10 protein-coding genes and 1 pseudogene are annotated in these 13,798 nt (G+C 71.5%); 3 read left to right on the top strand and 8 right to left on the bottom strand.

What is annotated here, in order from left to right; all coding sequences use genetic code 11:
* Positions 1–33: 33 nt before the first annotated feature.
* Both AB0I18_RS00250 and AB0I18_RS00245 read left to right on the top strand, forming a co-directional pair.
* Positions 34–555: a carboxymuconolactone decarboxylase family protein gene (locus AB0I18_RS00250; protein WP_363103061.1), complete on the top strand. Its 522-nt coding sequence runs from the start codon at positions 34–36 to the stop codon at positions 553–555.
* Positions 556–584: 29 nt separating this feature from the next.
* Positions 585–1,307 (top strand): isocitrate lyase/phosphoenolpyruvate mutase family protein, encoded by a 723-nt coding sequence (locus AB0I18_RS00245; RefSeq protein ID WP_363103060.1) that lies wholly within the window; start codon positions 585–587, stop codon positions 1,305–1,307.
* 135 nt (positions 1,308–1,442) lie between these two features.
* Here the strand turns inward: AB0I18_RS00245 and AB0I18_RS00240 are convergent, their stop codons facing one another.
* From AB0I18_RS00240 to AB0I18_RS00205, 8 genes and pseudogenes are all read right to left on the bottom strand, one after another.
* Positions 1,443–2,396: an ABC transporter substrate-binding protein gene (locus tag AB0I18_RS00240; protein WP_363103191.1), complete on the bottom strand. Its 954-nt coding sequence runs from the start codon at positions 2,394–2,396 to the stop codon at positions 1,443–1,445.
* Between the two features lie 25 nt (positions 2,397–2,421).
* Positions 2,422–4,386, bottom strand: coding sequence for an ABC transporter permease subunit (locus AB0I18_RS00235; protein WP_363103059.1), 1,965 nt, complete (start codon positions 4,384–4,386; stop codon positions 2,422–2,424).
* Positions 4,387–4,763: 377 nt separating this feature from the next.
* Positions 4,764–5,774, bottom strand: a pseudogene (locus AB0I18_RS00230) (glycine betaine/L-proline ABC transporter ATP-binding protein); the annotation flags it as partial.
* A gap of 74 nt (positions 5,775–5,848) precedes the next feature.
* A complete protein-coding gene (locus tag AB0I18_RS00225; protein WP_363103058.1) occupies positions 5,849–7,375 on the bottom strand; it encodes a GMC oxidoreductase in 1,527 nt (508 codons plus the stop codon).
* 89 nt (positions 7,376–7,464) lie between these two features.
* A complete protein-coding gene (locus AB0I18_RS00220) occupies positions 7,465–8,976 on the bottom strand; it encodes an aldehyde dehydrogenase family protein (protein WP_363103057.1) in 1,512 nt (503 codons plus the stop codon).
* Positions 8,977–9,222: 246 nt separating this feature from the next.
* Positions 9,223–10,338, bottom strand: coding sequence for a hypothetical protein (locus AB0I18_RS00215; protein ID WP_363103056.1), 1,116 nt, complete (start codon positions 10,336–10,338; stop codon positions 9,223–9,225).
* Between the two features lie 22 nt (positions 10,339–10,360).
* Positions 10,361–10,717, bottom strand: a complete 357-nt coding sequence (locus tag AB0I18_RS00210) for a hypothetical protein (protein WP_363103055.1) — start codon at positions 10,715–10,717, stop codon at positions 10,361–10,363.
* Complete coding sequence (locus AB0I18_RS00205; RefSeq protein ID WP_363103054.1) at positions 10,704–12,530, bottom strand: hypothetical protein; 1,827 nt, start codon at positions 12,528–12,530, stop codon at positions 10,704–10,706. The genes AB0I18_RS00210 and AB0I18_RS00205 overlap by 14 nt, the downstream gene beginning before the upstream one ends.
* 205 nt (positions 12,531–12,735) lie before the next feature.
* Between AB0I18_RS00205 and AB0I18_RS00200 the strand changes: the two genes are divergently transcribed.
* Positions 12,736–13,656, top strand: coding sequence for a bifunctional helix-turn-helix transcriptional regulator/GNAT family N-acetyltransferase (locus tag AB0I18_RS00200; protein WP_363103053.1), 921 nt, complete (start codon positions 12,736–12,738; stop codon positions 13,654–13,656).
* The last annotated feature ends 142 nt before the right edge of the window (positions 13,657–13,798 follow it).

The raw sequence follows: 13,798 nt of genomic DNA, 5'->3' as shown, positions 1-13,798 counted from the left end.
CCCCTGGGCTACTCCGGTCGTAGGGTCGCAGTCATGACGACGACGAACGAGGACACCCGGGCCGCGCAGAAGGATGCCGGCTATGCCCCCGAACACGCCCCCCGGCTCCAGTGGGCCAAACTCGCCCCCGAGGTCTACAAGGCCATGATCGGGCTCGACGCGGCGGCCCGGCAGGGCGTCGACCCGGTGCTGCTGGAACTGGTGAAGATCCGCGCGTCGCAGCTCAACCACTGCGCGTTCTGCCTCGACATGCACACGAAGGACGCGCTCGCGGCGGGCGAGAACGTCGAGCGGATCATCCAGCTCAGCGCATGGGACGAGTCGCGGCACTTCTACACGGAGAAGGAGGCGGCGGCACTCGCACTGACCGAGGCGGTCACGGTCCTGACGGACGGGTTCGTGCCGGACGAGGTGTACGACACGGCCGCCCGGCACTTCGAGGAGACCGAGCTGGCCCGGCTGATCGCCGCGATCACGGTGATCAACGCGTGGAACCGGTTCGGCGTGACCTGTCGGCTGACGCCGGGCCACTACAAGCCGGGCCAGTACAAGTGACGACGGGTACGAGACCGTTCGCGCCGACGGTGAGCAAGGTCGAGGCCTTTCGCGCGCTGCACCAACACCGCGTACCCGGCGATCCGTTGGTGCTTCCGGGCCCGTGGGACGCGGCCAGTGCCCGCGTGTTCGTGGGCGCCGGGTTCCCCGCACTCGCCACGCCCAGCGCCGGCGTCGCGGCCTCGCTCGGATACGCGGACGGGGCCACCCCGGCCGACGAGGTGTTCGCCGCGGTCGCCCGGATCGTACGGGCCGTCGACGTGCCGGTCTCCGCGGACGTCGAGGACGGGTACGGGCTGGCGCCCGCGGAGTTGGTGGAGCGGCTGCTGGCGGCGGGGGCCGTCGGCTGCAACCTGGAGGACTCCCACGGGTCCCACGAGGAGGAACTCAAGGACCCCGCCCGGCACGCCGACTGGCTCGCCGAGGTGCGGGCCGCCGCGGGTGACCGGCTCTTCCTCAACGCGCGCATCGACACGTTCGCGTGCGGGGTCACGGACCCGGAGCGGGCGATCGAGCGGGCCGCGCTGTACGTGGCGGCCGGTGCCGACTGCGTGTATCCGATCGGGGCGCCGGTGGACGTGCTCCCGCTGCTGCGGGCGGGGATCGAGGGCCCGGTCAACGTGTTCGCGACGCTGGACGGCCCCCGCGCCGCGGAGTTGGGCGAGCTGGGGGCGACCCGGATCACGTACGGGCCGGGGCTGCAGCGCGCGGCGACGGCGGCGCTGCGGGAGATCACCGCGCGCCTGCGCTGAGGCAGGCGCGGAAGCACACAGGCTCACAAGCTCACAAGCAACACAAGCGTGCCGGGTGCCCCTGTCAGGGAAGGCACCCGGCACACGCGTGTGAAGGGTTACGGGCATCGGTGAGTTACGGGCATCGGTGACAGGTCACCGGGGCAGCCATGCCTTCCACGTCGACTCGTGGCCCCGTACCCACTTCTCCGCCGCCTCCTCGGGCGTCAGCTTCTCGTCGGCGATCAGCAGGGAGACCTCGTTCTGGTCCTCGGTCGTCCACTTGAACTTCTTCAGGAAGGCCGCCGCCTTGCCGCCGGACTTCGCGAAGTCCGCGTTCAGGTACTTCTGCAGGGGCGTGTGCGGATAGGCGCAGGCGACCTTCTCCGGGTCGGCGTCGCAGCCCTCCTTGTAGGCCGGCAGCTTCACCTCGGTCATGGGGACCTTCTCGAAGAGCCACTGGGGTGTGTACCAGTACGTGAGGAAGGGCTTCTTCTCCTTGGCGAACTGCCGCATCTGGGTGATCTGGGCCGCCTCCGAACCGGCGAACACCACCTGGTAGTCGAGGTCCAGGTTCTTCACCAGGGCCTTGTCGTTCGTGACGTAGGAAGGTGAGCCGTCGAGCAGCTGGCCCTTGCCGCCGCTCTCCGCCGTACGGAGCTGGTCGGCGTACTTGTTCAGGTTCTTCCAGTTCGTCACGTCCGGGTGCTGCTTCGCGAAGTACGTCGGCACGAACCACCCGATGTGCCCGGTGACCCCGAGGCCGCCGCCGTTCACGATCGTCTTCTTGTCCTTGACGTACCGCTGCTCCTGGTCGGGGTGGCCCCAGTCCTCCAGGATCGCGTCGACCCGCCCCTGGCTGAGCGCGTCCCAGGCGGGGACCTCGTCGACCTGGACGGTGTCGACGCGGTAGCCGAGCTCGTGGTCCAGGAGGTACTGCGCGACGGCCACGTTGGCCTGCGCGCCGACCCAGGACTGCACGGACAGGTTGACGGTCTTCGCACCCTGGGCGTTGGCGAAGGGCGAGGCCTGCTTGGTCATGTCGGCGGCACCGCAGCCGGTGAGCACGAGCAGGGCGGAGACACCGGCGAGGGCCGCCGTCATCCGCATACGAGTGCGCGTACGAGTAGTCATGTCACGCTCCCTTCTTCACGCGGCGTTCCGTCGGCTGCGTGACCCGGTCGAGCATCAGGCCGAGGCACACGATCGCCGCGCCCGCGACGAGGCCGGTCGCCAGATCGCCCTGGGCGAGCCCGAAGACGACGTCGTAGCCGAGCGCGCCACCGCCGACCAGGCCGCCGATGATGACGACGGCGAGGACGAGGACGACGCCCTGGTTGACGGCGAGCAGCAGTGTCGAGCGGGCCAACGGGAGCTGGACCTGGCGGAGTTGCTGCCAGCCGGTGGCGCCCAGTGAGCGCGAGGCCTCCATGGCCGCCGGGTCGACCTGGCGCAGGCCCTGGGTGGCGATGCGGACCACGGCGGGCAGCGCGTAGACGACGGCGGCGGCGACGGCCGGGGCGCGGCCGACGCCGAAGAGGGCCACGACGGGGATGAGGTACACGAACTGCGGCATGGTCTGGAAGACGTCCAGGACGGGTCGCAGGAGCCGTTCACAGCGCTCGCTGCGGGCCGCCGCGATGCCGGTCGCGAAGCCCAGGACCAGGGTGACCGCCACGGCCGCGAGGACCTGGGACAGCGTGTCGAGGGACGGCTGCCACACGCCGAGCACACCGATCGCGGCCATCGCGAGGACGGCGGTGAGCGCGGTCTGCCAGGTGCCGATCAGCCAGGCGAGCGCGGCGACGATCAGCAGGACCGACCACCAGGGCAGCCACTGCAGGCCGTCCCGCAGCGGGTCGAGGACCCAGGTGGTGAAGTGGCCGGCCCAGTCGGCGGTGCCGCCGATGTACGGGACGCCGGAGTAGAGGTGGTCGGTCATCCAGTCGACGGCGCGGTTGACCGGCTCGGCGATGTTCACGACCCAGGAGTCGGGCCAGTCGAGGCGGCCGATCAGGCGTCCGGCGACCGCGACGGCCACGGCGCCGGCCGCGACGTAAGCCCACCGCGTCCAGCCGGAGTTGGGCGCGGCGGACCCGGCGGAGCCGGCGTGCCGGCCGTCCCCGGCCGCTCCTGTCACCCGGTCCAGGACGACCGCGAGCAGCACGATGGGGATACCGGCGGCGAGCGCGGCGCCGACGTCGACCGAGGCGAGCGCCTGGTAGACGCGGTCGCCGAGGCCGCCCGCGCCGATGACGGACGCGATGACGGCCATGGACAGGGCCATCATGATCGTCTGGTTGAGGCCGAGTAGGAGTTCCTTGCGGGCGAGCGGGAGGCGGGCCGTGAGCAGTCGCTGGCGGGCCGTGGTGCCCAGCGACTCGACGGCCTCCATCACTCCGGCGTCCGCGCCGCGCAGGCCGAGCGCGGTGAGCCGGGCCATGGGCGGGGCCGCGTACACGACGGTGGCGAGCACCGCGGCCGGGACGCCGATGCCGAAGACGAGCACGACCGGCAGGAGGTAGGCGAAGGCCGGGAGTACCTGCATGGTGTCGAGGACGGGGCGCAGCGCGCGGAACGTACGGTCGGAGAGCCCGGCCGCGAGGCCCAGCAGTGCGCCGAGCACGACGGACGCGAGGACCGCGGCCACCATGAGCGCGAGCGTCTGCATGGTGGGAACCCACATGCCGAGCAGCCCGCAGGCCAGGAACGCCACGCCGGTGCCGGCCGCCAGCCGCACCCCCGCGACCCGCCAGGCGACCAGCGCCGCGGCGGCCGTGACGCCCGCCCAGCCGGCGGCGAGCAGGACGAGGTAGACGCCGCGTACGGAGAGGACGACCGCGTTGGAGACGTATCCGAAGAAGTAGAGGAACAGCGGGTGGCTGTCGCGGTTGTCGATGATCCAGTCGCTGGCCTTGCCGAGGGGTTCGGAGAGATCGACGGTGAGGGCGTCCGGCCAGCTGCCGTCGCTCCAGCGGGAGTTGACGAGCGGGACGAGCACCGCCGCCGCCACGGCGAGCAGCAGGAGTTTGGCGACGGCCCGGTGCCGGAGAAGCCCGGCAAGCCCGGCATGGGGAGCGGCCGCGGTGGCGGTAGCCATCAGACCACCCCCTCACGATCAGACACGGCATCGCCTGCGGCGGGCTTGGTGGGGTCGGTGGGTCCGGCGGAGTCTGTGGGCCCGGCATGCCCGGCGGCGTCGGCGGACTTGGCGCGGTCAGCGGGCTCGATGGGATCGGAGAGGTCGGTGGAGTCGGCGGGCTCGGCGGACTTGACGGGGTCAGCGGGCCCGGCAAGCTTGGCGGAGTCGGTGGAGTCTGTGGGCTCGGCGGAGTCTGTGAGCCCGGCAGGCTCAGTCGAGTCGGCGGGCCCCTCGGAACCGGCAGGCCCATCGGAGTTCGCGGCCCCGGTGAGCTCGGCGGGCCCGGCGGTTCGCCCGGCCGGGCCGTTCGGGCTGTCCGGGCCGTTCGGGCCGCGGGTTCCCGCTACCACCTCCAGTAGGGCCTCCGAGTCCACGACTCCCAGGCAGCGCCCCTGGTCCACCACGCGTGCGGTCTGTCCCGAGCGTGCGACCGCCTCGATGGCCTCCGAGACCGTTGCCTCCGGCGCGAGGGCCGGGCCTTCGCCCGCCTCCTCCGCGGACGCGTTCCGCATCGCCGTCCGTACGGTCATGACCTGCTCGCGCGGCACGTCCCTTACGAACTCGCGTACGTAGTCGTCGGCGGGCGAGCCCACGATCTCCTCGGGCGTGCCGAGCTGGACGATGCGGCCGTCGCGCATGAGGGCGATCCGGTCGCCGAGCCGCAGTGCCTCGTTCAGGTCGTGGGTGATGAAGACCATCGTGCGGCCCTCCTCCTGGTGCAGCCGGATCACCTCCTCCTGCATGTCACGCCGGATCAGCGGGTCGAGCGCGCTGAACGGCTCGTCGAACAGCAGGACCTGAGGGTCCACGGCGAGCGCCCGGGCCAGCCCGACACGCTGCTGCTGGCCGCCGGACAGCTGTCCGGGCCGCCGGTGCTCCATGCCTTCCAGGCCGACCTTCGCGACGACCTCCCGCGCCTTCTCCCGGCGCTCGCCCTTCGGCATTCCCTGGACTTCGAGGCCGTACGCGACGTTGTCGAGCACGGAGCGGTGCGGCAGCAGGCCGAAGTGCTGGAAGACCATCGCGGCGCGGTGCCGGCGCAGTTCGCGCAGTCGGGTCTTGTCCATGGCGCGGACGTCCTCGCCGTCGATGGCGAGCGCGCCCGCCGTCGGCTCGATGAGCCGGGTCAGGCAGCGTACGAGGGTGGACTTGCCCGAGCCGGACAGGCCCATGACGACGAAGACCTCGCCCTGGCGCACGTCGAACGACACATCGCGTACGGCGGCCGTGCAGCCGGTGCGGGAGCGGAGTTCGGCGGGGCCGAGGGCGGCTAGTTCGGGGTCGGCGGGGACGCGGTCGGCCTTCGGCCCGAAGACCTTCCAGAGCCCTTCGACGGAGAAGACGGGCTCAACGGCCGCGTCTGCCTTGTTCGTTGGCGTGTTGGCCGAGGTGGTGCCGGAGGTGGCGGTCGACGTACTCATCAGGCGCCACTCCCCACCAGGTCCACGCATTTCTCGCCGACCATGAGCACTCCGATCATCGGGTTCACGGCCGGCATCGTCGGGAAGACGGACGCGTCGGCGATCCGGATGCCGTCGAGGCCACGGATTCTCAACTCCGGGTCGACGACGGCAAGTTGGTCGTCCGCCGCGCCCATGCGGCAGGTACCCGCCGGGTGGTAGACCGTGTGCGCGACCTTCCGCGCGTACTCGCTGAGCTCCTCGTCCCCCGTGACCTCAGGCCCGGGGCAGACCTCGCGCTTCAGCCAGCCCGCCAGCGGCTCGGCCCCGGCGATCTCGCGGGCGATGCGGATTCCGTCGACGAGGGTGCGGCCGTCGTAGTCCTCCTCGTCCGTGAAGTAGCGGAAGTCGAGGGCGGGTTTGACGGACGGGTCCGCGCTCGTCAGGTACAGGCGGCCGCGACTGCGCGGCTTGGGGATGTTCGGGGTCATCGAGACGCCGTGCGCGGGGCGTTGGTAGCCGAGGCGCTCCGGGTTGTCCGTGAAGGGGATCTGGTAGAAGTGGAACATCAGGTCAGGGCCCTTGGAGTCCGGGTCCCGGCGCACGAACAGGCCGGCGTCGGAGTCCATCGCGGAGTTCTCGGGGATCGGCCCGTTCGTCTCCCAGACGATGACCGACTCGGGGTGGTCGAGCAGGTTCTCGCCGACGCCCGGCAGATCGTGGACGACGGGAATGCCGAGCTCCTCCAGGTCCTTGCGCGGCCCGATGCCGGAGTGGAGGAGCAGCCGGGGCGAGTCGACGGCGCCGGCGCAGAGCAGCACTTCGTTCTCGGCCCGTACGAGGATCTCCTCGCCGTCCTTGGTGCGGACGTGCACGCCGCGCGCCCGTGTTCCGTCCAGCTCCAGCCGGTACGCCCAGGTCTCCAGCAGGAGCGTCAGGTTCGGCCGGTCGAGGAAGGGGTGCAGGTAGGCGACCGACGCGCTCGACCGCTTGTTGTTCTCCGGGTGGTACGCGAGGTCGAAGAAGCCGACGCCCTCGGTGAACGGCTTCTTGTTGAACCCCTCCACACGCGGCACACCGAGTGCCGCCTGTGCCGCGTCCACGAAGTCGCGGGCGATCGCGTTCCGGTCCTTCTCGTCGACGGCCACGATGTTGTTGCGCAGCCGCGGGAAGTACGCCTCCATCGGCACCGAGCCCCAGCCCTTGGCCCCCGCCGCCTCCCACTCGTCCCAGTCGGACGGCTGCGGCTTGAACGCGATGAGCGTGTTGTGCGAGGAGCAGCCGCCCAGCACGCGGGCGCGGCTGTGCCGGATGTGCGAGTTGCCGCGCGGCTGCTCGGTCGTCGGGTAGTCGTAGTCCAGCTCGCCGCCGAGCAGACCCATCCAGCGGCGCAGGGTCAGCACGTCCTCGCGGTCGACGTCACTGGGGCCGCCCTCGATGACGGCGACGCTGACGTCCGGGTTCTCGGTGAGTCTGGAGGCGATGACGGATCCGGCGGTGCCGCCGCCGATGACGACGTAGTCGTACGTTTTCTCATGCTGGGACATGGCGGGGTACTCCAAGTGCCTTGTGCGGTGGGGGGACTGGCTCCGGGTGCCTTGTGCGGTGGGGGAGGTACCGGCTCCGGGCCTGGCGGTCAGCCCGCGAACCACCGGACCGGCTTCGGGGCGAGGTTCTGGTAGACGTGCTTGGTCTCGCGGTACTCGGCGAGGCCCGCGGGACCGAGCTCCCGTCCGACTCCGCTCTTGCCGAAGCCGCCCCATTCCGCCTGCGGGAGGTAGGGGTGGAAGTCGTTGATCCAGACGGTGCCGTGCCGCAGCCGGCCTGCGACGCGCCGGGCACGCCCCGCGTCGGCGGTCCAGACGCCGCCGGCGAGCCCGTACTCCGTGTCGTTGGCGAGCGCGACGGCCTCGTCCTCCGTGCGGAACGTCTCCACGGTCAGGACGGGACCGAAGACCTCTTCCCGTACGACCCGCATCTCGCGGTGGCAGCGGTCGAGGACGGTCGGCTCGTAGAAGTACCCGGTGGCGGGCCTGCTGTCGGACGGCTCGGGGCGCCCGCCGCCGGCCCGCAGCACCGCGCCCTCGGCCAGCGCGGAGGCGACGTACGACTCGGTCTTCTCGCGCTGCTGCTCGGAGACGAGCGGTCCGCACTCGACGCCGTCCTCGGTGCCGCGGCCGAGCCGGATCTTCGCGGCCCGCCGGGACAGTTCGGCGACGAAGCGTTCGCGCACGGACTCCTCGACGATGAGCCTGGAGCCGGCCGAGCAGACCTGGCCGCTGTGGATGAACGCGGCGTTGAGGGCCTGGTCGACGGCGGTGTCGAAGCCCTCTTCCGTGGCGCAGGCGTCGGCGAAGACGACGTTGGGGTTCTTGCCGCCGAGTTCGAGGGCGACCTTCTTCACGGTGACGGCGGCGGCCTGCGCGACCTTCGTACCGCTGAGGAGCCCGCCGGTGAAGGACACCAGGTCGACGTCCGGGTGCTCGGCGAGCCGGGCGCCGACGCTGTGGCCGGGCCCGGTGACGATGTTGGCGACACCGTCCGGCAGCCCTGCCTCGACGAGCAGCTCGACGAGGGCGACGGTGCTGAGCGGAGTGATCTCGCTGGGCTTGACGACGAAGGTGTTCCCGGCGGCGAGGGCGGGCGCTACCTTCCAACTGGCCTGCAGCAGTGGGTAGTTCCAGGGCGTGATCATCGCGCAGACGCCGACGGGTTCGTGCACGACGACGCTGTGGATGTTGTCGTCCCCGGCGTCCACGACCCGTCCGCCGCCCTCTCCGACGACGAGATCGGCGAAGTAGCGGAAGGCGTCGGCGACACAGTCGATGTCGACGCGCCCCTCCTCCAGTGTCTTGCCCGCGTCCCGGCTCTCCAGGAGCCCGAGCCGCTCACGGTCGCGTACGAGGAGGTCGGCGACGCGGCGCAGGAGGGCGGCGCGCTCGGGGACGGGTGTCCGGGGCCACTCTCCGTGGTCGAAGGCGCGCCGGGCGGCCTCGATGGCGGCGTCCGTGTCCGGCACGCCACCTTCCGCGACCACGGCGAACGGCTTGGCGTCCGCGGGGTCGAGAATGTCGCGCGTGGCCCCGGAGACGGCCGTACGCCACTCTCCGCCCACGTGAATGGTCTGCTGCGCCTGCTGTCCCGGCATGATCGGTGTTGCCTTCCGTTCCTGTTCCGTGCCCCTGTGTCACACGCGTGTCACTCTCGGGGCCGTGAGCACCTGCCCCTCGACCCGGGATGCATGCACAACCCGTGACGGAAAGTGCGCGGTGTCACTGAAAAATACGCCGAAACACATCCAGAAGGCGTGAAACGTGCGCCGAGAGTGACGCGCGTCCACGGACCGCTCAGGGATCGCGGGCCGCGCCGAACCCGTGGGCCGTCGCCGCGGTCGTTACGGCGTCGGCTGTGCGCAGGACCCCAGCGGCGGGCAGAACCACTCCAACGCCGTGGTGAGCAGGGTCAGTTCGTCGTCGCGGCCGTCCGCGTCGGGGCCGTAGGCGGCGATGGCGAAGATGTTGCCGTCGGAGGCAATGAAACGCTCGTCGTAGACGTGCCACGTGCCGACGTCGGGTTCGCCCTTGAGGCTGTCGGCCAGGTACTCCAGCCGTGAGCCCGTGAAGTCGCCGTCGTCCAGATCCCGCAGTTCGAGCTGCCGGAAGCCGGCCGGCTTGGAGGTCTCGTCGGACAGGTACAGCTCGAACGAGGCGTCCGGCGACTCCTCCTGCACCTGGTACACCTGCAGCCGGTGCCGGCCGTCGGGGCTGCGGTAGCTGACCACGTCCATGCCGTACTGGGACTCCGCCGAGCTGCGCTTCCACCCCTCGGGCCTGCCTATCCGGAAGCCCTCGGTGTCCTCGTACGCCTCGTAGCCGGCGGGGAGTTCGGGGGCCGGGGCGGAGGGCGACGCCGTCTCCTCGGTGAGCGACGGCGACGGCGACGCGTACGGGTCGCCCTCCTGCGAGGCCCCGGCCGTCGGGGACGGGCTTCCCGCGGCCGACGGGTCGTCCTTGTCGTCCCCGGAGTCGACCACCAGGGTCAGCACCAGGCTGACGGCGACCCCGACGGCGGCAGCCCCGGCCAGCACGGACCACACGAGCCGCCGGCTCGTCCCGCGCGCCGGGACCGGCGACGTGAGCTGGTCCGCGGGCGGCCAGGAGACACCGGTGCCGTCGCCGCTCGGCCACGGCGCCGACGGGGGCCACGGGGCCGAGGGCGGCGAGGAGTGCGGGGGGTGCGAGGGGTGCGAGGAAAGGTCGCTTGCGCCTCCCTCGGGCCGCGTCGGCGGACCCGCGCTCGACGGGTCGGTGCCCGGCGGGTCAGTGCTCGACGGGTCAGTGCTCGACGCGTCGGTGCCCGCCATCCCCTCCCCGGAGCCCGGGCTCCACGTCGGCGCGAAGTCCGGGCGGACCGGTGGCGGTGGAGTGAGCGGGGCGGACGCGTTCCGTGTGCCGTCGTCGTCCTCCCAGCGCTGGGTCTCCTCGTTCCAGTACCGCGCTCCCCCGCTCATGGTGTCCCTCTCGTCTCCCCGCTCATATCCCCACCAGACCGGCCACGGCTCCGGCCGACGCGAGCAGGCCGACCAGGGCCTGGGAGTCCGCGAGCAGCTGCCGCAGCCGCTCCATGCGCGTCGGACCGGCCTGCCCGGTGCGGGTGATCTCGTCCTCCGTGTCGGCGAGCGCGGCGTCCAGCTCGGCCGTCCGTTCGTCGGCGCGCACCCGGGTCAGGTCGGCGCGCAGTTCGCGTACCGCCTTCAGCAGTTCCTCGGCGGCCTGGTCGCGCTGTCCGGCCGTACCGTGGTGGCTCTCGGCGTGCGCGTGACTGCCGACCGCGAAGGTGCTGTGCGAGACGCCTCCGTTGATGCTGAAGTTCGGCTCATCCGTTGCCATCGGTGCCGGATCCCTTCTGCGGCGCGGCGCCGCCGGTCGTGGTGGACGTGGTGGTCGGGGCATTCGTGGTGGAGGACGCGGAGGCGTGGCTGCCGACGGCGAAGGTGCTGCCCTCGACGCCGCCCTCGATGTTCACGCCGCCGCCGCTGATGTTCACGATCTTCTGCGCGAACTCGCCGGTCTGGTAACCGGATTCGGCCAGCGCGGTCTTCACACCGTGCGCGACGCGGTCCTGCACGCTCTTGAGGTAGCGGGAGACGTCCATCTCCTGGAAGAGCGAACCGGCCCGCATCGCGGCCAGTTCCCGTACCGACAGGGCGGGGCCGTCGGGCAGGGCGCCCGAGTGTCCGCCGGTCAGCAGCCGCCACGCGTACCAGAGACCCTTGCCGAGGGCGACCAGGGAGCGGGCCGCGGAGCCGGGCACCCGGGCGACGGCCCAGGCCGCCTTGCCGACCGCGTTGTTGTTGCGGAAGGTGTGGGCCGTGCGGTCGGCGTCCTTGAAGTCCTCGCGCACCGGCAGCAGCACATGCGGGGCGATCTCCAGCATGAGCATGCGGCCCTGGGTGTGGACGCGTACGAAGACCGTGACGACCAGCTCCTCCTCCCAGCCGCCGACGCGGATGCGCAGGAAGTGCCGGCGCTTCTCGGCGCCCTCCTCGACCGCGCGCGCCCGGTGCTCCTCGAAGGCGTGCGGGGTGTACGGCGCCTCCTCGCGCCGCCGCAGCCCCTCGGCGGGCAGGAACACGCACTCGTCGATCTCCAGCCAGCGCAGCCGGTCGCGCACGGTGTGACCGGCGAACTCGGCGGGCAGCCGCAGCTGTTCGAGCAGCGGCCGGACCGTCTCCAGGACCGTGCGGTTGCTGAGCGGCCGCTGTTCCTTCTTCATGCCGTCGGGGCGCAGTTCGACGGCGAGGACCCAGGTCTCGTAGGCCTCGCCCGCGCCGCAGAACGGACGGCTCTCGTGATACATGACCAGCGGCGCGTGCTGTTCCAGCCGGATGCGCCCCTTGAGCCGCTGGAAGCGCTGGCCCTCGTCCTGCTCGGCGGGGTCGGCGGCGGCGTCCGGGAAGCGCTGCGGGGACAGTTCACCGGCCATCGTCCGGGCGAACTGGGCCCGTTGGGCGGCCACGCACAGCGCGATCAGCGCGAACACACCGAGCGTGAGCCAGGCCTGCCAGGGCTCGACGAGGCCGCTGATCCCGTCCGGGTCCGGGAACAGCAGGTCGGACGGGCCGGAGCTGTCGCCGTAGCCGTACGAGTCGTCATAGCCGTACGAGCCGTAGCCGGACGAGCCGGACGAGCTGTCGTCCGAGCCGCCGCCGAACGCCGCGACGAGCGTCACGACCAGGAACATCGCGAAGGTGATACGGCCCCACCAGCGGAGCAGGAAGGCGGGCAGCCGCCGGTACACCGGCGCGTCCGCGTCCCGGCCCCGGATCCAGCCGGCGAGGGCGAGCAGCAGGCTGGGGATCAGGAAACCGGCCAGCATGCCGCCGGTCAGCGGCAGCCCCACCACCCACAGTCCGATGACGGCTCCGGCCCACAGCAGCTCCTGGCGCCGGGCCCGCAGGGCGTGCGCGAGGACGCGGGCCGCGTCGAGGCCGAGCGAGGGTGCCACGATCCGCTGCTCGTTGAGGTGCAGCTGTTCGATGACCCGGTCCCGGTAACCGGAGTCCAGATAGGTGCCCGCGCACAGCAGCCGGGTCGCCTCGCTGGCGTGCGGTGGAGTCGGCGGAGTGGGCGGTGGTGCGGCCGCCGGTGGTGCGCCGACGGGTGTCTGCCGCGGTTGCTGAGGCACGTATGCGGTGCTCACGCCGATCCCCCGATGCGTGGAAAAACCCTTGTTCACAGCACTTTTGACAAACCATCAGCATAGAGGGGCGGGTGGGACCGGCGGAACCGGAATACCAAGGAGAGGACCACGCGACCCGGGACTCGCACGAGCCCTTCACGTCTTCCCGCTCTTCCCGACTCCTCGTTCTCTTCCCGACTCCTCGTTCTTTGACTAAAGTCAAAGAATGGAGCCGGTGTCGACGGAACACGTGGCGGCCTTCCGCCGCTTCAACCGCTACTTCACGCGCCGCATCGGGGCGCTCGACGACCACTACCTCGGCCAGGGCCGCCCGCTCGGCGAGGCACGTCTGCTGTTCGAGATCGGGAACCTCACAGACATCACAGGCATCGGGGACGGAGTACCGCTGCGCGAGCTCAGGAACCGGCTCGGGCTCGACGCCGGATATCTGAGCCGGATGGCGAAGACGCTGGAGGCCCAGGGGATGGTCCGGGTGAGCGTGCATCCGGACGACAACCGGCTGCGCATGATCGAGCCGACCCCGGCGGGCCGCGTCGAGGTGAAGGAACAGCGGCGGCGGGCCAACGCGCTCGCCGCCGGTCTACTCGGCAGCCTGAGCGCGGACCAGCGCACACAGCTGACGGAGGCCCTGGCCGTCACCGAGCGGCTGCTGCGGCTGGCCGGCATCACCGTCGAGCACGTCCCCGGCGCCTCCGCCGACGCCCGGGCCTGTCTGGACGCGTACGCCGCCGATATCGACGCACGGTTCCCGGAAGGCTTCGACGCGTCCGATCTCGTACGGCCCGAAGAGGTGTCCGGGGACGCCGGCGCGTTCTTCGTCGCGTACGAGGAGAGCCGCCCGGTGGGCTGTGGTGCGCTGCGCCGGCTGGAGCCCCGCGTCGGCGAGATCCGGCATGTGTGGGTGCACCCGGACGCCCGGCGCCTCGGACTCGCCCGACGGCTGCTCGCGGCGCTGGAGGGGGAGGCCGCCGCACGCGGTTTCGAGGTCGTACGACTCGACACGCACGCGGCGCTCACGGAGGCACAGGCGATGTACCGGGCGTGCGGGTACACGGAGATCCCGGCGTACGTGGATCACGTCTACGCCGATCACTGGTTCGAGAAGCGGCTGACACGTCGGGGGTGACCGGGCCGCCGACCCGGTAGGGGCAAACCGGCAGCGGCAAACCCGTAGGGGCAAAAGAGACACGGGCTCCGCTCCGGTCGGTTACCGGAGCGGAACCCGTGTGAAGTCGTCCCGTGCGAGGTCGTCCGTGCCAGGTCGTGAC

Origin of the sequence: Streptomyces sp. NPDC050704 (assembly GCF_040654355.1) — a bacterium.
In the GTDB taxonomy this organism is placed as follows: Bacteria; Actinomycetota; Actinomycetes; order Streptomycetales; family Streptomycetaceae; genus Streptomyces.
This window is presented reverse-complemented; position numbering and strand designations above follow the sequence as displayed.

What these genes read in the sequence shown, in the direction of transcription:
- AB0I18_RS00220 (WP_363103057.1), bottom strand. Translation starts at nt 8,976, where the DNA reads ATGCCGGGACAGCAGGCGCAGCAGACCATTCACGTGGGCGGAGAGTGG.
- AB0I18_RS00240 (WP_363103191.1), bottom strand. Translation starts at nt 2,396, where the DNA reads ATGCGGATGACGGCGGCCCTCGCCGGTGTCTCCGCCCTGCTCGTGCTC.
- AB0I18_RS00235 (WP_363103059.1), bottom strand. Translation starts at nt 4,386, where the DNA reads ATGGCTACCGCCACCGCGGCCGCTCCCCATGCCGGGCTTGCCGGGCTT.
- AB0I18_RS00210 (WP_363103055.1), bottom strand. Translation starts at nt 10,717, where the DNA reads ATGGCAACGGATGAGCCGAACTTCAGCATCAACGGAGGCGTCTCGCAC.
- AB0I18_RS00225 (WP_363103058.1), bottom strand. Translation starts at nt 7,375, where the DNA reads ATGTCCCAGCATGAGAAAACGTACGACTACGTCGTCATCGGCGGCGGC.
- AB0I18_RS00250 (WP_363103061.1), top strand. Translation starts at nt 34, where the DNA reads ATGACGACGACGAACGAGGACACCCGGGCCGCGCAGAAGGATGCCGGC.
- AB0I18_RS00215 (WP_363103056.1), bottom strand. Translation starts at nt 10,338, where the DNA reads ATGAGCGGGGGAGCGCGGTACTGGAACGAGGAGACCCAGCGCTGGGAG.
- AB0I18_RS00200 (WP_363103053.1), top strand. Translation starts at nt 12,736, where the DNA reads ATGGAGCCGGTGTCGACGGAACACGTGGCGGCCTTCCGCCGCTTCAAC.